This window comes from Virgibacillus salexigens (assembly GCF_014905415.1).
GTDB classification, from domain to species: domain Bacteria; phylum Bacillota; class Bacilli; order Bacillales; family Amphibacillaceae; genus Virgibacillus; species Virgibacillus salexigens.
Map to the genome: position 1 here is coordinate 383,598 of NZ_BNEO01000001.1, position 21,207 is coordinate 404,804.

A 21,207-nucleotide genomic window follows, 5' to 3' on the forward strand; every position below is an offset into this window, starting at 1 on the left:
AAAATATCCTCCACTACAGTGGAGGTATGTTTAATTAAATGAAATGATTTGATTGATTATACTCAAGTTCCTCCCTAGGAAAGAAATGTTTATTTCATCCTATGTTTCTAAATCGACTTGTATTGATTATCCTTTTGTCGCCCCGCCTAAGCTGAAGCCTTGAGACATAAATCGCTGGGAAAACAGATAAAGAACAACTGCAGGCATGGTATATATAACAGAGAAGGCGGCTAACTTCCCATATTCCACCATTCCATAAGTTCCAAAGAATTGATAGATCGTTACAGAAGCAGGAAATTTATCTGGAGTTTGAATCAAAATGTACGGCACAAAGAAGTTTCCCCAACTCATTGAAAATGTAAAAATGGCGACAGTACAAATTCCTGGTATCATTAACGGGGCTACTACTTTCCTAACCCCTTTCCATATAGAAGCACCATCCACCCATGCGGATTCTTCTAAATTAATTGGAACGGAATCCATAAAATTTTTTAACATCCAAATGCTATAAGGCAGACCTGAGGCAGTTAAGAATAACATGGTTCCAAATAAGGAGTCTTGTAGATTCAAAAAAACAAATAATTGATAAACTGGCACCATTACTGCTGTTATTGGTAATGAAGTCATAAATAAGATCGTATACATAAATGGCTTCTTATACTTTTGTGTATACCGAGATAATGGATAAGCAGCTAATACGCCTACAACAACAACTAATATAGATTGGCCTAATGATAATCCTAAGCCAATCATAAAAGAACGAATATTTGCTGGGTCTGATAATATAGAAGTGTAATTGGTAAATGTTATTTTATCTGGTAATGTTAAAGCTTGTTGTGCATTTTCATCAATAGAAGCGAAAATAACCCATAATAGCGGAAGAAGGAAACAAACCCCTATAACAGATAAAATTATATAAGGAACGGCTACTTCCAGTTTTATCTTTTTCATGTTTATCCCTCCTTATATCTGAACTTTCATAGATCGGATATAAAATAAGCTTGCGATTATTCCAATTACAAGTAAGACTAGTGAGATAGCCGTACCATATCCTAATTGATAATTAACAAATGCTTGATTATACATAAAGATCGGTAATGTTTGAGTCGAGGTTCCTGGTCCTCCTCCAGTCATCGTGTAAATTAACGTAAATACACCAAGCGTTTGAAGGGTAACTAAGATCATGTTTGTTACAATCGTTCCTTTTACAATTGGGAGGACAATTTTAGTCAAAACTTTTATCTTTGACGCTCCATCGATACGTGCAGCCTCCTCTAATTCTGTTGGAACATCATCTAAGGATGCTTGAAACACCATCATGGAAAATGCGGTTCCATGCCAAATATTTGCAATACAAACACTTATCATGGGGAATGTATATAGCCAAGTAACTGCACTTAGACCAATTGCGTTTAATATCATATTCAATGTGCCGCTATCATTCAAAAATGCAACCCAACAAAATGCCACTACAATTTCAGGGGTTACCCACCCAGCGATAATGATAATACCGATAATTCTTCTAAATGATTGCTTTCTCCCCTTCATTAGAAGTGCCAACAGAAATCCTAATACTTGCTGACCTATAATTGCTGATAAGAATAGGAAGACAATAGTTTTTAAAACGCTTATTCTAAAATTCGCATCATCAAACATTGCAGCAAAGTTTTGAAAGCCTACAAAATCTATGTTCTGTGCCTGTGTTCCAGTTAAAGCAAGATTCGTAAATGAAAAAAACACGGTTAACAAAATCGGACCTACAAAGAAAAGTAATAATAATAACCAAGAAGGAAGTAAGAATACGATGGAACGCAGGGCCTGTGGTTTTTTAAGTCTCCCTTCTTTCGTAACATAGTTAGATGCATTCATATTCAAGCCTAACCCTTCTCTCCAAATCTTATTTTGCTTATATTAAAAGCTTCCTCCCGCGCTATAGAAGGAAGCTTTAAAATCTATCTCTCTGTGACATTGTCCTTCCCAACAATTTTTGTAACTTCTTTTTTATACATCTCTGCCGCTTCCTCAGGCGTAATTCTATCAGTCACTACATCTTCTACCAATGATTGAATTACTGTTGATACATTAGGATATTTATCAACAGCAGGGCGAAAATTGGTATGTTGAAGAAATTCTGTAGCTTCTTCAAACATTTCTATCTCCAAATAAGATTTTTCTTTAGCGACATCCTCTCTTGGAGTTAGGTTTCTATCGATTAATTGAAGCTTCAAATTATTTTCTTTTGTTGATGCCATTTTAATAAATTCCCAAGCCATATCTTTATTATCTGAATTTGCTGGTATAGATAATGCCCATCCGCCAGACATTGACGTCGTACCTGGAGATTGACCATTCTCTGTTGGCATAGCAGCAAAACCTAATGTTTCAAATGCTTCAGGCCATGGAGCAGGTCCACTTTCATGCCATGTACCTGCCTGCCATATTCCATCAAGACCTATTGCTAGATTCCCATTTGGCATTAATTCTTGATAGGCAATACTACTACCTTGCCCATTTAACACTTGAGAAAGATCTGGACCTAGATCTTGTTCGTAAACCTTATCAATAAATTTGAATGTATTTAATAATCCATTACTCTTTACAATCCATTTTTTATTTTCACTATCATATAATGGATCGCCTGTTCCATAGAGCAGCATTTCAAATGTTTGCATGGATGTTGCTTCACCGGTAGCCTTTCCAGAATTCATCCAAATTGGAACTACTTCACCTGACCCTTTTTCTTTTATTGCTGTTGCAGCATCTAAAATATCTGACCAGGATTTTGGTTCCCACGGGATAGAAATACCAGCCTGCTTTAATAATTCCTTGTTATACCATAATCCCCTAGAATCCGTATTATAAGGGACACCATAAATCTTTCCATCTTCAGCAATCACGCCGTCTTTTACATTTTCGGTAAAATTATCCCATTCTCCCCACTTCTCAATACGACTATCCAATGGCTCAAGATAACCGGCACTTGCATCAGAATTAACCATAAATGTATCTTCCGTCACAATATCTGGAGCAGCGTCTTTTGATTGTAACAGTAAAGATACTTTAGCAAAATAATCCCCTTCACTAACTTCTAACGGGGCTAAATTCACCGTCACATCTGGATATTTTTCATTAAATTGAGGTATTATTTCGTTATTTAACCAATGTATTAACCCACTATTCGTACCGCCACCTGAGCGAAATGTAATACGAAGTTCATTATCTGAATCCGTATTATCTTCATTGGAACATGCAGCAATTAAAAGTAAGCAAACAAGCAGACAGCCATATCCAAGTATCCTATACCACTTTCTCATAAAATCCCCCTTAAAGCCTATTCGGTAAACGTTTTCATTTAAGTGGAATAATTGATATATCAACTCCTTTAAATGATATATGAATAACATATTATATATATATTATTAGTACTGGCGAAAATGAATCAATTTAAAATTATCCAAAAAAAAAGACCACATTTAGGTCCGCAAAAGGATAATTATTTATTGAACGTTAAAACGAACTGGTTAGGGCTAACTGTCCATATTTTCATAATCCCATAATAGCTTCCATTCTCCTTCTACTTCAGTCATATACACATCTTGTATCAATGTAGAGTTTCCATATTTCCCGTTAAAATGTTGCGAAACGGTAATGCGATAAACGGTGGGAATTGGTTCTTTATCAACAGCAGGTAACCAATTTTTTATTTCTTCTACGTCTTCGAAACTATATGTAAAATGCAGAACGCCAAAGTAGTTCATAATCACATCTGAACGATCTTGAATGTACGTTCCTTTTGGGAATTTTTCTTTCATTAATGGATGCAACATTTCCCATGACTCGGCAAAGGCACCGCTTTGTTCATAAGCATAAAATTCCTCTGCTGCTCCCTCTGCTTGATTTTCTGGTGATACTAGAACGATAAAATAAATAATGCCAGTAGCAAGGGTAGCCAGAATAATTAATGGAAGAAGTAATTTTTTCAACCGTCCCATCTCCTTTTTATCTCTGCTATCATCTTATTCTAGCTAGTCTCAAATTATTATAGAATCTCTGGCAAATAAAAAGCTGTTACATCTACTGTAACAGCTTTTTCTATTCGTTAATCTGCAGTATAGATACTATCGATAAGCGTCCGTTCAAATGGAAAACCGGAACGAGTCTCTCCTTTCACATCAATGGTTATATTATAAGATTGGTTCTTTTTTAGGTTAGACAATTCACTGCTAAAGTCGAGCGTCCCGCTTTTTTTCCATGTATTTGCGGTTGAACGATTCCCAGATTCAAGCACTGTATAGGTTGCTTGCAAACTATCTTGTTTTACTTGCGCTGAATCTGCTTGTATTTGGTAGTTAAATGTAGATGGCTTACTTTTCTCACTGATCTTTTTTATTAATGGAAGATCTTTTTGTTTATCAAACTTGGTGACTAGTAAATAAGCACTGTCTTGATTACTGCTTAATTTCACTTTCCAATTCCCCTCAGGAGGATTTTTCACTGCAATTCGATACGACTTTGCCCCATAAAATATTCCACCTGTATCATGTGTCGTTACTTTTTTTGCTGAGTAGGATCTTCCGGTCGGATCAATTAATGTTAAATCTTTGAGATTATGTCCAGCATACACAAGTAAATCAATACTTTCTACACCATCTTCAACGACTAGTTCCTGTTGTTCGGGATTCCCTTTCGTGATGGCATTTCCTCGTATCAATTGATTCGATACTGGAGCCGATGTCGGCTTTACAGCTTTCGTTAGTTCGGGCCTTACTGCTACCTGTCCATCCATAATATAATCGTCCATAAACGGAAAAATAATTTCGGTTTTAATCGATAGATGATCCCATTCTCCAATCGCTATTTCTTGTCCCTCTGGCAAACTACTGCTTACCGCAGTAACAACCCCATCATTTTCACCATAACTGGACAGATAAACACCACCATACCATGTAACCGATAGAACACTACCCCAATCCATACCACCGAATGTGTAATAATCATTATAATACGCATAAGGCTGTTCATCTATTTCAGATCGAAAATGCGTCATACGACCGGTCTCTACCGCCGTCGTTCCTTCACCTTGAAAGCCTAGTAGATCTGCAAGCCATCCTGCCCAATTACTGTTTGCTAAGTCCGCCAATTGCGAACCATGATGAGGACTTGATAACGTAATAATATTGTCGACATAACGCCAAGCACCATAATAAGCGGCAGCAGTTTGAGCATCGACTCCCCCTTTACTATAAGCCACCAATGTAATTGGCCGTCCATTAAAATGCGCCGAAATCTCCTCAATTTTTTCAGCTAATAACATACCGTTGTCCCACATATCAGCTGATGCACCACCAGCATCATATAGTTGTACGAATGCTGTCTGATAACCAGCTTCATAGGCAGCATGATACAGCCCATCTTCCTCTTCCCAAAAGATTTGTGCGACATTGTTTAAACCAGGTACGAATAATAATATCGGTGCATTTTCAACCGGATTGACTGGTGCCTGGCCAACATACCAATCGCCAGGTGTTTCTTCATTTCCATTACCACCCTTTCCCATCAATACGTTTTCTTCCCCCTTGCCGACTAACCTTGGATTAGCTAACCCTTTCGACTGGGCAATTACATAACACGGAATGGATAATACGATTAAGCTGAAAAGCAGCATAACGACAATGCGAATCGTCATCTTTTCTCCTCCATTCTACTTTGTAATGTATATCGAAACACCATTTTTTAAATGATGGGATTAGAACTGTTAAATGAATATGTTATAACAAGCCCTGTTCAGAACTTCTCTATTCTAAAAAAACAGCTGAATCTATGAGTAGAGATTCAGCTGTTTTTTCTAAAGATGGATCATCGTCTGCACATAGATTTGTACCATGATATAAAAGACAATCGCATATTTAATATTAAAGCGAATACCATTTTTAAACCCATTTAATCCATTTGATGCACTTAACATAATGACTGGCATAATGAGTGGTGAAATTAAAATGGAAATCACACTACCAGAAGTAACAGCTAACACGATTAATTCCGGTGGGTATGGCAATGCTATATTTTCTAATATTCCAGCAACCAATACCATGACGGTTAATGGCCCCATTCCTAGAAACCCTAGTAAAATGACGATAAACGGAAGTAAATATAAAAAATTAATAAACGGTAATAACTCTTGTAGTGCATAGACCCCATCTACCACTTTCGTGGCAAAATTGGTTTGGTTAAGGGCAAATATTAACACCCCAGCAGCCAGCATAATACTGAGCTGGTACGATTGATTTGCCAAGCTTGTTTGAAAATAAATTTTTGCTTCCTTTGCAAATTTTCTTGGTTTGTTTTTAACTGCATAATATAAGCAGGTCCATACCAAGATGGTTAATGGAATGACGATCATCAAATCAGCAGAAAACAAACCATGGATGATAAAGATCGACCCGAATAAACTAAGAAATAAAACGACAAATTCAATAACCTTTCTCTTTCGTTCTTCTAATGGATCGGCATGACGTAACACTTCATCAATTTCTTGCTGCAACTCATACGTCAAATTTACACCATAATGCTTTTCTTGGAAATAAGAAAATAGAACCGCGATCATGATCCCACATATGGCAATAAGAAAGCCTTGCAGAATACAAATCCAGAGGGAAGCATTCATTGTTTCTACTGCAAATATAAAGCTAGGAATGCTAATTACCCACATCGTAGATAAAGCGAAAGCACGTAAGAGTGCGGTCCCCTTAAAGTTTTCCCATGCTTCGTTTCTTTTCTTCTTCAAAATCTGATTAATAAATTGATACATCATGGGGATTGCACCGAATAAAAGAAAATAGGAAAATATTTGGGTTAACGACATCATCCCCAAATAGAACTTCCGACTGGTATTTAAAAATCGATGCGCCATTCCCATAATGTCTTCAATATATGGCTCCTCTCTTAATACCCAGCTAATCATTGGTACAATCACAAGTAAACCGACAATACTTCGCATCTGCAAGAATCCGCCATACAGTCCTTTCCATACAGAACCTTCAGCAAAAAAAAGAATGATAAGTCCAGCTGCAAATAAGAAAAGCGGCAATTTAAATTGGCGTAATGTTTTCGAAAGCCCTGCAAATAGAAGGATCAAAAATCCTAAGACAGCTAAGATAGAAAGCAACGGTTCTACTTCAAGGAAAGTCGTTACAAAGTGGAGAAGTGTATAGGAAATAATGGAAATCCTTAACCCCCATTTGATGACTGACTGCATACACCCCATCTCCTAATCTAATTAATATTATTTACCTTCATTAGGATAGCGTTTATCTAACGATTACACAAGCTATTTCGACTTTCGAATTATTATATAATTGATTCACCTTTCCTTTGCAAACAGCTAAGATTCAATATAAGATGTCCTGTCCTATCCCACATCCCATTCCTTCCACGCTAATGTGCCACAAGTAGTTTTTTCCTATCATCGTTAATCCTAGTCGATAACTCTACCATTTACCACTTCTGACTAAGATATTTTTCAAGTTGTTTATGTAATAGAAAACTAGATGATAGGAGACCATGATAAGGAACACCCATGTTACTACATTGCTTATTATATGGTTTGAAATTTGATTAACCACCCAGTTACCCAGGTAATATAGCAAAAAAGTTGCAGCTATAATGATGCCCATAAAAGAACCGAACACTTGTAACATATTACCGAAAGTAAGTTTTTTAATTATATCCCTATTTTTAATTAAGCTTTGAATTAGTACAATCAATGTTAATATAACCATTACAATATCGTTCATCATGTCACCCCATAAAATAATGTCCTGCAGACCGCTCAGATTTTCTGACGTATTTGGTAAGCATCAGACCATCCCCTTATTCAACGATTTCCATGTTGGTAATTATTTCAAAATCTTAAGCATAAAACAATTCCGTCTTTATCATCTATTATGCTGACAGGCATCATTCATAAAAAAATAACTTCTAATGCCACCATCTCTGCATATACATGAAAGGGTGTGTAACCATCGTTGATTAACAGGGAGGTTTTGGATTTGCCGAGCGGTATTTGTGAACGTCAAGTTAATATTCCTATTGAAAACATATGGCGCTTTGTTAGTGATATGAATAACTGGGCTCCTCTTGTTCCCGGCTATCAGGAACATCGCATTATTAATATGAAACAATCGATTTGGATCTGTAAAGGTGATCTAGGTATCATCCAAAAAACCGTTCGTTTATCCATTTGGATTACCGAGTGGAAACGTCCAACCAAAGTTGCCTTCACTCTTTCTAGCGGAAATGAACAAGTAATGGGTAACGGCTATTTTCAAGCAGTAAAGATTTCAAAAGATAATACAAAAATGATTGGTTCCCTAACAATTACTGCAAAAGGCATAAAAGGAACGATGATCAACTCTGTACTACGCCCATTTATTCCGAAAGCAACTGCTGATCTTACCGATGCAGTCATTAGACAAATACAGAAGAAAGAAACCGTTGTTATGCATTGATTGACAGGTTTTTCCTCTCTTAAGTTCGACAGTTTAGATCCTTCATGTTAGAATATAGCCGTCACAAGGCTATCAAGAAAGGATCTATCGTTATGACAGGATTAACTAAAAATATGAATAAAACCGTTTTGTCTTATACTCAAATTATTTTTGGAGCCACACTTGTTGCATTATCCTATAATTTATTTTTACTCCCATCAAAATTAGCGGCTGGCGGAATCTCAGGAATTAGTACAATTCTTTATGAGGTATATTCTTTAAGCCCGGCTTATAGTCAATTTCTAATTAATATACCTATCTTTATTATAGGACTACTCACCTTGGGAAAAGATTTTGGTTGGAAGACCTTAGTAGGTACGTTTTGGGTGCCGTTTATTATCTGGTTAACTGGCGACATCCCTTTTACCGTAACAAACCCTTTACTTGGTGCCATTTATGGTGGAATTATTCTAGGTACAGGGCTAGGAATTGTGTATAAAGGCAATGGTTCGACAGGTGGGACAGCAGCGATTGCCCAGATTGTAAAAAAATTCACTGGTCTATCGAGCGGCTACTCCCAATTAATCGTTGATGGATTGGTCGTTATTTCTTCTATCATTGTCTTTAATCTTGAATTAACATTATTTGCCTTAATGTGTATCTATATTACTAGCAAGACCATTGATATTGTGCAATTACAGACTTCAGCATCCAAGTTAGTTATGATTATTACAGAAAATGAAGAGCACATTCAGAACATCATCCGTACCGAAATCGATCGTGGATTAACAAAAGTACGCTCCGTTGGTGGATACTCTCATACGGATAAAACGATGATCCTATGTGTAGTCGAACAACAAGAAGCAGTCTACCTTAAAAAGATACTCCAAAAAGAGGAACCAAATGCTTTTGTTATCTTCTTAAATGCTTCAGAAATATTAGGTCGGGGATTTTCTATTGATAAATATTACGGACAAAAACTATAGTTAGTTGAAAGCTTCTAATGACAGAAAACGGACTAAAAAAGATTCATCCACGAAGAGATGAATCTTTTTTATGTTTAAAGGGTTATGAATTAACTAATATTGGGTGATGCAATCGATCGGCGAGTTGTTGAATTTGCGGCATTGTACCAATATCCATATTACCGCCACTAACAATGACGCCACAATGTCGGGACTTAATTTGCTTATTGTGAGCAAATAATGCTGCTAAAGCAGCTGCACCTGCACCTTCCATTAACGTTTTATTCCGCTCTAACATATAAACAATAGAGGATGCAATTTCCTCATCAGAAACGGTAACCATCTCATCTACATATTCTTTAATAAGTGGTAATGTGCGTTTTCCCGGCTTCTTCACAGCAATCCCCTCTGCGATGGTGTCGACTGATTTTAAGTTTTGACTTCGACCGGTATGGTAACTGGAATGCATAGCTGCTGCTCCAGATGCTTGCACCCCAATTATTCTCAAATTGCGGTTGACATATTTGGCAGCAACTGCAATCCCACTTATTAATCCACCACCACCAACTGGAACTAGAATCGTATCGATTCGATCTTCCTGTCGAAGCATTTCCATGGCAATCGTTCCTTGACCAGCCATTACATCATAGTCATCAAATGGGTGAATATATTCTGCTCCTGTTTTCATTTGATGTTCTACCGAGGCTTCATATGCCTCTTGAAATGTTTCTCCAGTAAGCACAACTTGCGCTCCATAGTTCCTGGTTGCATTCACCTTAGCTAAAGGAGTTTTTTCTCCCATAAATATGGTTGCCTTCGCACCTAATTTCGCTGCGGCATAGGCGACACCTTGAGCATGATTGCCGGCTGAAGCAGTGATTACGCCTTTTTTCAATTGCGCTTTGGTTAATTGCATTAATTTAAACGTGGCCCCTCGAAATTTAAAAGCACCCGTTTTTTGCTGGTTTTCCATTTTAAAATAGACATGTTTTCCCAAAAGATTATTCGTTGTCTGCGATGTTAATAATGGTGTTCGATGCACGAGTGGGACCAGCCGCTGCATCGCGGTGTGAACCTTTTCACCTGTTAAGCAATTCCCAATTCCGTCACTCTCCTTGTTCAGCTATTCCTATTATTTCTTCATACTTGTTTCATAGTCTGAGATTCTATCTTCATAATGAAGTGTTAGCGAGATATCATCCCATCCATTCACTAGTTTCTCTTTATGATATGCAGGGATCTCAAAGGGATATTCCTGATCATCTTCAATAATTAGTTGTTTTTCGAGATCAACTTCTAGTGCTAGATTCCCAGTTTCTGCATCTTCCATCCATTGCCTTACTTGATCTTGGTCTAGTCGAATCAAGATGATTCCATTTTTTAAAGCATTATTATAGAAGATATCTGCGAAACTTGGAGCAATAATAACACGAAAGCCATAATCTAACAAAGCCCAAGGTGCATGTTCTCGTGAAGATCCGCATCCAAAATTTTCTCCGGCAATCAAAATAGATGCATTCTGATACCGTTCTTTGTTTAAATCAAAATCACTTCGTGTATTGCCCTCATCATCAAATCGCCAATGATAAAATAAAAATTGGCCAAACCCTGTTCGTTCGATTCGTTTTAAAAACTGCTTCGGAATAATCTGATCTGTGTCGACATTGGTTCGATTCAATGGGTATACGAAGCCCTTATGCTCTTTTATTGCTTCCATTTCACTCCTCCTTTACAACGGAACACCTGCGTAGTCACGAACATCAACAAACCGTCCCTCAATAGCTGCAGCTGCAGCCATTTCTGGGCTTACTAAATGGGTTCTAGCACCATTTCCTTGCCGTCCTTCAAAATTACGATTTGATGTAGAAGCACATCTTCCTTCAGGTGGTACAATATCATCATTCATTGCTAGACACATGCTGCATCCAGCTTCACGCCACTCAAAACCTGCCTCTTGGAAAATTTTATCAATTCCTTCTTTTTCCGCCTGCAATTTGATACTAAAAGAACCGGGTACAACAATCGCTCTTACATTCTGATGTACCTTTTTTCCACGGACAATTTCAGCTGCACGCTGCAAATCACTAAATCGAGAATTTGTACAAGAACCAATAAATACATGATCGATCTCAATTGACGAAATAGGTTGATTTTCTTTAAGTCCCATATACATCAAGGCGCGTTCAACATCGGCTTTATATTCCACTTCTTTTAGATTAGGCGTCGAGCCGCTAACAGGAACACACATAGAAGGATTTGTGCCCCAAGTTACTTGCGGTTCAACTTCATCCCCACGAATAATTACTTGTTCATCATATACCGCTCCATCATCTGTAGCTAATCCTAACCATTCCTGTGAAACTTTCGTAAAAGCCTCGCCATCTGGTACATGCGTTTTTCCTTTTAAAAATTCAACAGTTGTTTCATCCGGGCTTATTAAACCAGCTCGAGCACCAGCCTCAATGGACATATTGCAAATTGTCATACGACCTTCCATTGATAGATTACGAATAGCCTCTCCAGTATATTCCATCACATATCCTGTTCCAAATCGAACACCAAATTTTGCAATGATAGCCAGAATTAAATCTTTAGCCGTTACACCTGGTCCTAAATCCCCCTCTACATGCACATTTAATGTTTTTGGCCGTTCTTGCCAAATGCTTTGTGTCGCTAAAACATGCTCCACTTCACTTGTACCAATTCCAAAAGCCAATGCACCAAACGCACCATGTGTAGAAGTATGACTGTCTCCACAAACAATCGTTTTACCAGGTTGCGTTAAGCCCAACTCCGGTCCGATAACATGAACAATTCCTTGATCGGGATGAAACATATCCGCTAATGGAATATTATTTTCTTCACAATTTTTCTTTAATGTTTCCATCTGCTTTCGTGAGATTTCATCCTTGATAACATCTCTGTTTTTCGTAGGGACATTGTGATCCATCGTTGCAAAAGTCAGTTCTGGTCGCCGAACCTTACGACCGTTGATTCGCAGACCTTCAAAGGCCTGCGGGGACGTTACTTCGTGAACCAAATGCAAATCAATATAAAGTAAGTCTGGCTTTCCTTCTTCCTGATGGACAACATGTTTATCCCAAATTTTTTCTATTATTGTTTTTGGTTTTCCCATTATCTTCACCTCCAGCCATCAGGCATATGAGTTACAAATACAGTTGGAAACACTGTTGCTTGAAAGATTTCCAATTACGGTATCTGTCATTTCTTTCGTCCCTACTTTTATTCCATCCTTTATACTCAAATCAGGTGTATGATAACCTTGATCCAATGTCTCTTGAACTGCTTTTTCAATTTCATCTGCTTCTTCTTGCATATCAAATGATTGCCGAAGCATTAGAGCGGTAGACAAAATCATCCCTAACGGATTTGCAATCCCCAGGCCAGCAATATCTGGTGCAGAACCATGAACCGGCTCATATAGACCAACACCATCTGTACGTATGCTTGCTGAAGGCAGCATCCCTAGAGAACCAGTTAAAACAGAAGCCTCGTCACTCAGAATATCTCCAAATAAGTTTTCGGTTACAATTACGTCAAATTGATTTGGCTGGGTAATTAATTTCATAGCTGCTGCATCTACAAGTAAGTGATTTACTTCAACATCTGGATAGGATTTGCTTTTTTCTTCGACAATCTCTCTCCACAATCTACTTGATTCTAGTACGTTCGCCTTGTCAACAGAAGTAAGTTTTTTTCTTCTTTTTTGTGCTGTCTGGAAGGATTTATCAATAATTCGTTCCATTTCCTGTCGAGAATAATACAACGTATCTACCGCGGCATTTCCATCTTCTACCCGACTTTTCGGTTCACCAAAATAGAGGCCACCGGTTAATTCCCTGATAATTAAAATATCGCTACCTTCTATTATTTCTTGTTTTAAAGGAGAGGCATGAAGTAAAGGAGCAAATCCTTTAATTGGTCGTAAATTGGCAAATAAATCTAAAGCTTTGCGAATACCTAATAGTCCTTTCTCAGGACGTTGATCACCGGGAAGCGAATCCCATTTTTCTCCACCAACCGCCCCTAACAATACAGCATCGGACCCTTTACACGCTTTAATTGTTGTCTCCGGTAACGGCGTCTGATATTGATCAATCGCCGTACCCCCAATTGCATGTTCATGAAATATAAACTGATGACCGAAATTAGCTGCGACCGTATTTAACACTGATTTTGCAGATTCCATAATTTCTTGGCCAATTCCATCACCCGGAAGTAAAACAATCTCCCTCTTCATACACGCTCCTCCTCTTAATTTGATTTCACTGTCTTTTTCTTTTCGGTATTTTGATGAATGATAAACCGATTGATTGCATTTAAATATGCCTGAACAGATGCTTCCATTACATCTTGAGCAGAACCTCTGCCATTAACTGTTTTACCATTTACAATTAATTGCACACGCGATTCAGCTAATGCATCTTTCCCCCCACCAACAGAGTTAATTTGGTAATCAATCAACTTTGTTTCTTCCTCTGTCAGTGAATCCAATGTCGTATACAGCGCTTCTACGCTGCCTTGTCCGGTACATGCTGTCTTTACTGTATTTCCCGAAGGTGTAGTCAATTCAATAGCTGCTGTCGGGATATTGTTTGAGCCGTATTGAAGTTGGAACATTTTTAATTGATACTTTTCAATAGATGTCGTGTCTGTTTGTACTTCAGTAACAATGGTAAAAATATCATCATCGGTAACTTCTTTCTTATGATCTGTCAGTTGTTTAAATAGCTCAAAAGCCTTTTTAATATTGTCCTCAGAAACGTCCATTCCGAGTTCTTCTACTTTGTCTTTAAAGGCATGTCGTCCAGAATGTTTTCCTAGGAACAATGTGTTTGCGTTAACTCCAACCAGCTCTGGCGTAATAATTTCATAAGTGGATGCATGCTTTAACACTCCGTCTTGATGAATACCAGATTCATGGGCAAAGGCATTTCTACCAACTACTGCCTTATTTGCTTGAATATACATGCCTGTTAATTTTGCAACCATATCGCTAGTACGTTTGATTTCCTGTAAATTAAGATTCGTTTGATACGGATAGAAATCTGAGCGGACTTTTAAGGCAACAGCAATCTCCTCCAAAGATGCATTACCAGCACGCTCTCCGATTCCATTTATCGCTCCTTCTACCTGGGTCGCCCCATTTTCAACAGCAGCGATTGAATTTGCTACCGCCATTCCTAAATCATTGTGACAATGGCAAGACAACGTTACCTGATCAATATTCGGAACCGTCGACCGAATAAATTGAAACATATTGCCATATTCTTGAGGAGTGGTATAGCCTACAGTATCCGGTAGATTAATGACAGTTGCTCCAGCATCGATAACTTTCTCAATAATTTGTGCAAGAAAACTCCAATCTGAACGCGAAGCATCCTCAGCAGACCATTCAACTTGCGGGAATTTTTTCTTCGCATAAGCTACCATTTCCACTGCTGTTTCAATTACTTCGTCGGGTGTTTTCTTTAATTTATACGTCATATGAATCGGTGAAGTAGCTAGAAAAATATGCACACAAGGCTCATCAGCACCTTTTAATGCTTCCCAAGCAATATCAATATCCGATTTTGTTGTCCTTGCTAATCCTGTAACAGACGTATTTTTGATCGTATCCGCTATCGCTTTAACGGCTTGAAAATCACCTTTGGAAGAGGCTGGAAATCCAGCCTCCATTCGATCCACACCTAATCGTTCTAGCTGTTTGGCAATTTCTAATTTTTCTAGCTGATTAAGGTTTACACCTGGGGATTGTTCACCGTCTCTCAATGTGGTATCAAAAATTTTAATTTGTGACATGCACTTTCACATCCTTTTGTTTATTTTGAGTTGCTTGCAAAGGCTGTTTAACAAAAGGCATTAACTCTCGTAACTCCTTCCCTACTTTTTCAATTGGATGCTGGTTTTCTTTCACATTAATTGCGTTGAATTGTGGTCGATTTACTTGATTTTCGAGAATCCACTGCTTCGCAAACGTACCTGTTTGCACGTCGTTAAGAATCTCCTTCATACGCTCTTTTGTCTCTTCATTAATTACACGTGGTCCTGACACAAAGTCTCCCCATTGTGCAGTATCAGAGATGGAATAACGCATATTCTCCAGCCCACCTTCATAGAGAAGGTCAACAATTAATTTCATTTCATGCAGACATTCAAAGTATGCAACCTCTGGTTGATATCCTGCTTCGGTTAACGTTTCGAAACCTGCTTTGACGAGACTTGTTAGTCCTCCGCAAAGTACTGCCTGCTCGCCGAATAAGTCCGTTTCCGTCTCTTCTTGGAAGGATGTTTCTAAAATACCAGCTCGTGCTGCTCCAATACCTTGCGCGTAAGCAAGTGCAATGTCAGTAGCATTACCCGATACATCTTGGAACACACCATAAAGTGCCGGAACCCCCGCTCCTTCTTCATACGTTCTGCGTACAAGATGCCCTGGACCTTTAGGTGCGACTAAGAAGACATCCACGTTCGCTGGAGGAACAATTTGATTAAAATGAATATTAAATCCATGTGCAAATGCGATCGCATTTCCAGCTTGTAAATTAGCTTCAATACTCTCTTTATAAACTGCTGTCTGTTTTTCATCCGGTAATAAAATCATCACTACATCCGATTGCTTCACCGCATCTGCTACAGATAATACAGTAAAACCATCTTCTTCTGCTTTCGCTTGTGATTTACCAGGACGTAGACCAACGACAACATCATAGCCGCTTTCTTTTAAGTTAAGGGCATGTGCATGACCTTGTGACCCATAACCAATGACAGCAATTTTCTTATCCTTTAGAACCTCTGTTTTTACATCTTTTTCATAAAGTACTTTTGACATAATATATTCCTCCTCAAAATTATTAATTAAATAGTAAATGAATTTAATTCAGTAACTTGATTGGGCTGCTGCCCGCGTAAAAAGGCAGTTACTCCTGTTTTGGTTAACTCTTTGATTCCGTAGGGGCGAAGTAGCGCAATTAACGCTTCTACTTTATCTGGTCTGCCTGTTACTTGTATTGTCAGACTATCTCTACTTACATCAATAACAGTTGCGCGAAAAGGAGTTATTATCCCTTGAATTTCTGCGCGAAGCTGGCCACTTCCACCTACCTTAATCAGTGCTAATTCTCTTGCTACAATAGCTTTTTCTGTGATATCTGAAACCTTCAGGACGTCGATCTGTTTATTTAACTGTTTCGTTAATTGCTCCAGTTTTTGATGATCACTAACCTCAACTACAAAAGTCATTTTGGAAAGCCCTTCTGTTTCTGATGCACCAACCGAGATACTTTCAATATTGAATTGCCGTTTATGGAGCATGCCGGTAATTCGATTCAGCACCCCACTTCGATCTTGTACCGTAGCGGTAATGATACGCCTCATTTGCTCACCCCAATCATTTCATGAATCCCTTTTCCAGGAGCAATCATTGGATATACACATGTTTGTTGAACTACTTGACAATCAACGACGACAGGCCCGTCAAAACCAATTGCTTCCTCCAGCACTTCCTGAACATCTTCCTCCTTATTCACCCTCATTCCTCTTATGCCATAACTATCGGCTAACTTCACAAAGTCTGGATTTTGGACAAATAAAGATTCAGAATAACGTTCTTCATAAAAGCTCTCCTGCCATTGTCGAACCATCCCTAATGCTTGATTATTTACGATTAAAATCTTGATTGGAAGATTCCGTTCTTTTACGACTGCCAACTCTTGCGCAGTCATTTGGAACCCACCATCCCCCACAACCGATACAACTAATTCACCTGGCGCTCCTAACTGTGCACCAATCGCCGCAGGGAACCCAAAGCCCATTGTTCCTAGCCCTCCGGATGTAACCCAGCGATTTGGTTTTTCAAACGAATAAAATTGTGCTGCCCACATTTGGTGCTGCCCAACATCTGTTGTTACAATCGCTTCTCCATCCGTGATCTGGTGTACACGTTCCAGTAGCCATTGCGGGGAAATCTGTTGATCCGATCGTTCATACCAAAGCGGATAATCCTGCTTATATCGAGCTAACCGCTCCTTCCACACTAGTTGGTCACCAAGTTCTACGGATCTCTTCAGTAACGCTTCTAATGCTTCTTTTGCGTCTGCAACAACCGGGATTTCCGTCTGAACGTTTTTTCCAATTTCTGCAGGATCAATATCAATGTGAGCAACTTTGGCATGCGGTGCAAAATGTTTAAGATTACCAGTTAATCGATCATCAAAACGAGCTCCGATGTTAATTAATAGGTCACATTCGTACAATCCCATATTTGCTGCATACGTTCCATGCATTCCAGCCATTCCAAGCGATAGTTGATGCGAGCCTGGGAAACACCCCAGTCCCAACAATGTATTGGTAACTGGTAAATGATATTTCTCTGCAAATTCAATTAATTCATTCGTGGCTTTTGCAAAAATCACCCCTGCACCAGCTAATACAATCGGTTTCTTGGCACGACTTAATGCATCTGTTAGTTTAATAATTTGTAAAGGGTTCGGTGTTTTATTAGGTTGATATCCCGGTAATTCGAAATGACTTTCATAGACCGCTGTCGAAAGCTCAGCTGAGATATTCTTTGGAATATCCACGACAACCGGTCCTGGTCTGCCAGTTGAAGCAACATGAAATGCTTCTTTTACAATCCCTGGAAGTTCGGATAATTGATTGACCTGATAATTGTATTTTGTAATTGGTGTTGTAATCCCCATAACATCCGCCTCTTGAAAAGCGTCCGTGCCTATAACATTACTTGCCACTTGACCGGTAAATATGACGATAGGCAATGAATCCATCATAGCGTCTGTAATACCAGTAACTAGATTCGTTGCTCCAGGACCAGAAGTTGCAATTACAACCCCGGGTTTACCCGTAACACGAGCATAACCTTCAGCTGCGTGAATGGACCCTTGTTCATGACGAGAAAGCACATGTTCAAACTGAGCATTAGAACGATAAATCGCATCATAGATTGGTAATACAGCACCACCGGGATAACCAAAAATCGTATCGACCTCAGCTTCGACTAATGCGTTAATTAATACATCCGCACCTGTCATTACTTTCTTTGCACTTTCCAATTCATGCTTTGCCTCAACCTTCACTGCTGCATGCCTCCTTTAGTAATCATTTGTATAGAAAATCCTCGTTCTCATGGAACCTAAGGATCATTCAACCTTTTTTCATAAGTTTTTGCTGAAATAAAAAAGACGCCTTCTATCCCATAACTGCACATTCGTTTACAGTGATTGGGGAGAAAAGCGTCTTCTTTTCACGGTACCACCCAGGTTTTTAGTATCCTCGCGAACACTAACTCAACAAGACCAATATATTGGTCTCAATTGATAACAGGTACAGGTAAGCAGTACCTGGCCGGCCTATTAAGTAAACTGTTCAGTCCGGCACTCAGAGATGATGTCAGAATATAGTGTACTTCCGGGCTCACAGCAACCCCGGATCTCTGCAAATACACAAGTTATATTCCTTTTTTCCCGTCATAGCGTTATTTTTATAAAATTGTGAACTTTTTTCTTTTCATTGTTCTTACAGTCAATTAGGCGCTGTTAAAATTAATAAGTTAATATTGCCGTTAATCATATACCGTTTTCGAACAAGAGTCAACAGATATTTTTAAGTTTTTTGATATTTTTGATTTGCGAATTATTTTGGATGCGCTTACATATTTAATGTGCATAGCATCTTTGTCTTTATTACATTTTCTTTACAAACCGATATATTGATTTAAACACCTAGTTTTATTATATTTATTAACTTTTTCACTTCGTAATATATCAGTTATTATTTTTTGTTATTTAAACCAATTTACTACAATTAATATATTGATATACAAAAAGGGCCTCTTACCTAGATAAGCCCCTTTTTGTAACCATTATTCTATTTATTTAAGTAATCCGTTACTGCACCAACGGATGAACAAGCAACATTATGTGCGTATTTACCTAACACTCCTTTTCTGTATAAAGGTGGAGCAATCCAGTCTTGTTTTCTTCGTTCCAATTCAGTTTCTGAAATCTCAAAGAAAATTTCCTTCTTTGTTGAATCAATCGTTACAAGGTCTCCCTCTCGTAAAAAGGCAATTGGCCCGCCGGATTGGGCCTCTGGAGCAATATGCCCAACTACTAAACCATGAGTTCCTCCAGAGAATCTACCATCGGTTAATAGAGCTACTTTTTCTCCTAAGCCCTTGCCAACTAGAATAGAAGAAATAGATAACATTTCCGGCATGCCAGGGCCACCCTTTGGTCCTACATAACGAATAACAAGCACATCACCTTCATTAATCTGATTATTCATGACTGCTGCTGTAGCCTCTGTTTCCGTGTCAAAAACCCTTGCAGGACCTGTATGCCGACTCACCTTAACACCAGAGACCTTTGCTACCGCTCCTCGAGGAGCAAGATTACCCTTTAGTACAATCAATGGACCATCTTCTCTTTTTGGCTTATCAAAAGGCATGATAATGTCCTGACCTTCTAATAATGACGGGGCATTTGCTAAGTTCTCCGCTAACGTTTTGCCAGTTACAGTTAGACAGTCCCCATGTAAGTATCCAGCTTCGTATAACAACTTCATAACTGCTTGTACCCCGCCAACACGATGAAGATCTTGCATAACATATTTACCACTTGGTTTTAAATCAGCTAAATGTGGTGTTTTCTCTTGGATACGATTAAAGTCGTCAATCGTTATATCTACTTCAATTGCATGTGCAATTGCTAATAAATGTAAGATTGCATTGGTTGATCCACCCAAAGCCATAACGACGGTAATGGCATTTTCAAAAGCTTCTTTCGTCATGATATCTTTCGGGTAGATACCTTTTTCTAATAATTGATAGACTGCTTGCCCAGCTTTGGAACAATCTTCTGCTTTTGCAGCTGACTCCGCCGGATTTGATGAGCTTCCAGGTAAACTCATTCCAATTGCTTCCATTGCCGATGCCATGGTGTTCGCTGTATACATTCCTCCACAAGCACCTGCGCCTGGGCAAGCATGACATTCGATTGATCGTAATTCACTATCATTGATATCGCCATTATTATGTCTTCCAACACCTTCAAATACAGACACAATATCAATATCTTTTCCATTTACAGAGCCTGGGGCAATCGTACCACCATAAACAAATACAGCTGGTACATCAGCATTTGCTATAGCGATCATACAGCCTGGAATATTTTTATCACAGGCACCAATTGCAACAAAACCATCTAAATTTTCTGCACCAACCACTGTTTCAATCGAGTCACCGATTAAATCCCTGCTTGGTAAGGAGTACCTCATACCTTGCGTTCCCATTGATATCCCATCAGAAACGGTAATTGTATTAAAAATTAAAGGAACACCGCCAGCTTCCCGTGCTCCTTTCTTTGCCTGTACAGCCAAATCATCAATATGTATGTTACATGGGGTAACTTCACTCCATGTACTAGCTATTCCAATCATCGGCTTTTGAAAATCTTCATCTGTTACTCCTACAGCCCTCAGCATGGCACGATTCGGGGCCTTCATTGTCCCTTCACTAAATACTTTACTCTTTATCCGTAAATCTTTTCCCACTGGATTTCCCACCTTTCTTTCGAATTATTATATGACTAATTATCGAATAGTTCAATGAATTTATTTAATTGGTATTAATTAAAATTTACCACCTCATATAGTTAGAGGGACAAAAAAGGCTTAACGCCATGGATTAGCGTAAGCCTTTTGTTATATGGATATGA

Annotated in this window: 17 protein-coding genes; 2 read left to right on the plus strand and 15 right to left on the minus strand. The window is 38.5% G+C overall.

Translation table 11 applies throughout. The features are described 5' to 3' along the window. Nucleotides 1-126: 126 nt before the first annotated feature. The 6 genes from JKP73_RS01900 to JKP73_RS01925 all read right to left on the minus strand — a co-directional run bounded on the left by JKP73_RS01900 (nt 127) and on the right by JKP73_RS01925 (nt 7,255). Complete coding sequence (locus JKP73_RS01900; RefSeq protein WP_021289241.1) at nt 127-951, minus strand: carbohydrate ABC transporter permease; 825 nt, start codon at nt 949-951, stop codon at nt 127-129. A gap of 12 nt (nt 952-963) precedes the next feature. Continuing rightward, nucleotides 964-1,869 carry a carbohydrate ABC transporter permease gene (locus JKP73_RS01905; RefSeq protein ID WP_051170039.1) on the minus strand — a complete coding sequence of 302 codons (906 nt, stop codon included), beginning with the start codon at nt 1,867-1,869 and terminating at the stop codon, nt 964-966. Nucleotides 1,870-1,952: 83 nt separating this feature from the next. Further along, entirely contained in the window at nt 1,953-3,314 is a 1,362-nt protein-coding gene (locus tag JKP73_RS01910; RefSeq protein ID WP_021289243.1) for an extracellular solute-binding protein, read from the minus strand. A gap of 213 nt (nt 3,315-3,527) precedes the next feature. Continuing rightward, entirely contained in the window at nt 3,528-3,992 is a 465-nt protein-coding gene (locus tag JKP73_RS01915; RefSeq protein ID WP_438874661.1) for a hypothetical protein, read from the minus strand. Nucleotides 3,993-4,099: 107 nt separating this feature from the next. Then, nucleotides 4,100-5,686, minus strand: coding sequence for a lipase family alpha/beta hydrolase (locus JKP73_RS01920; RefSeq protein ID WP_021289245.1), 1,587 nt, complete (start codon nt 5,684-5,686; stop codon nt 4,100-4,102). A 159-nt stretch (nt 5,687-5,845) separates the two neighbouring features. Then, complete coding sequence (locus JKP73_RS01925) at nt 5,846-7,255, minus strand: hypothetical protein (RefSeq protein WP_021289246.1); 1,410 nt, start codon at nt 7,253-7,255, stop codon at nt 5,846-5,848. A gap of 793 nt (nt 7,256-8,048) precedes the next feature. On the opposite strand from JKP73_RS01925, the gene JKP73_RS01930 reads away from it, so the two are divergent. Continuing rightward, a complete protein-coding gene (locus JKP73_RS01930) occupies nt 8,049-8,507 on the plus strand; it encodes an SRPBCC family protein (protein ID WP_021289248.1) in 459 nt (152 codons plus the stop codon). 113 nt (nt 8,508-8,620) lie between these two features. Then, nucleotides 8,621-9,472 (plus strand): YitT family protein, encoded by an 852-nt coding sequence (locus tag JKP73_RS01935; protein WP_031335018.1) that lies wholly within the window; start codon nt 8,621-8,623, stop codon nt 9,470-9,472. An 82-nt stretch (nt 9,473-9,554) separates the two neighbouring features. Here the strand turns inward: JKP73_RS01935 and ilvA are convergent, their stop codons facing one another. The 9 genes from ilvA to ilvD all read right to left on the minus strand — a co-directional run bounded on the left by ilvA (nt 9,555) and on the right by ilvD (nt 21,043). Then, nucleotides 9,555-10,514, minus strand: coding sequence for a threonine ammonia-lyase (gene ilvA / locus JKP73_RS01940; RefSeq protein WP_038242839.1), 960 nt, complete (start codon nt 10,512-10,514; stop codon nt 9,555-9,557). A gap of 69 nt (nt 10,515-10,583) precedes the next feature. Further along, complete coding sequence (gene leuD, locus JKP73_RS01945) at nt 10,584-11,168, minus strand: 3-isopropylmalate dehydratase small subunit (protein ID WP_021289251.1); 585 nt, start codon at nt 11,166-11,168, stop codon at nt 10,584-10,586. Nucleotides 11,169-11,180: 12 nt separating this feature from the next. Then, nucleotides 11,181-12,587 (minus strand): 3-isopropylmalate dehydratase large subunit, encoded by a 1,407-nt coding sequence (gene leuC / locus JKP73_RS01950; protein ID WP_021289252.1) that lies wholly within the window; start codon nt 12,585-12,587, stop codon nt 11,181-11,183. A gap of 18 nt (nt 12,588-12,605) precedes the next feature. Further along, on the minus strand, nt 12,606-13,712 hold the full coding sequence (gene leuB / locus JKP73_RS01955; protein WP_021289253.1) for a 3-isopropylmalate dehydrogenase: 1,107 nt from the start codon (nt 13,710-13,712) through the stop codon (nt 12,606-12,608). A 14-nt stretch (nt 13,713-13,726) separates the two neighbouring features. Further along, on the minus strand, nt 13,727-15,274 hold the full coding sequence (locus tag JKP73_RS01960; protein WP_160806649.1) for a 2-isopropylmalate synthase: 1,548 nt from the start codon (nt 15,272-15,274) through the stop codon (nt 13,727-13,729). Then, nucleotides 15,261-16,304: a ketol-acid reductoisomerase gene (gene ilvC, locus JKP73_RS01965; RefSeq protein WP_021289255.1), complete on the minus strand. Its 1,044-nt coding sequence runs from the start codon at nt 16,302-16,304 to the stop codon at nt 15,261-15,263. Before ilvC ends, JKP73_RS01960 begins: the two co-directional genes overlap by 14 nt. A gap of 26 nt (nt 16,305-16,330) precedes the next feature. Then, nucleotides 16,331-16,849 (minus strand): acetolactate synthase small subunit, encoded by a 519-nt coding sequence (gene ilvN, locus JKP73_RS01970; protein WP_021289256.1) that lies wholly within the window; start codon nt 16,847-16,849, stop codon nt 16,331-16,333. Next, nucleotides 16,846-18,567 carry an acetolactate synthase large subunit gene (gene ilvB / locus JKP73_RS01975; RefSeq protein WP_200410835.1) on the minus strand — a complete coding sequence of 574 codons (1,722 nt, stop codon included), beginning with the start codon at nt 18,565-18,567 and terminating at the stop codon, nt 16,846-16,848. The genes ilvN and ilvB overlap by 4 nt, the downstream gene beginning before the upstream one ends. Nucleotides 18,568-19,357: 790 nt before the next feature. Further along, nucleotides 19,358-21,043, minus strand: coding sequence for a dihydroxy-acid dehydratase (gene ilvD, locus JKP73_RS01980; protein WP_160806650.1), 1,686 nt, complete (start codon nt 21,041-21,043; stop codon nt 19,358-19,360). Nucleotides 21,044-21,207: the final 164 nt, after the last annotated feature.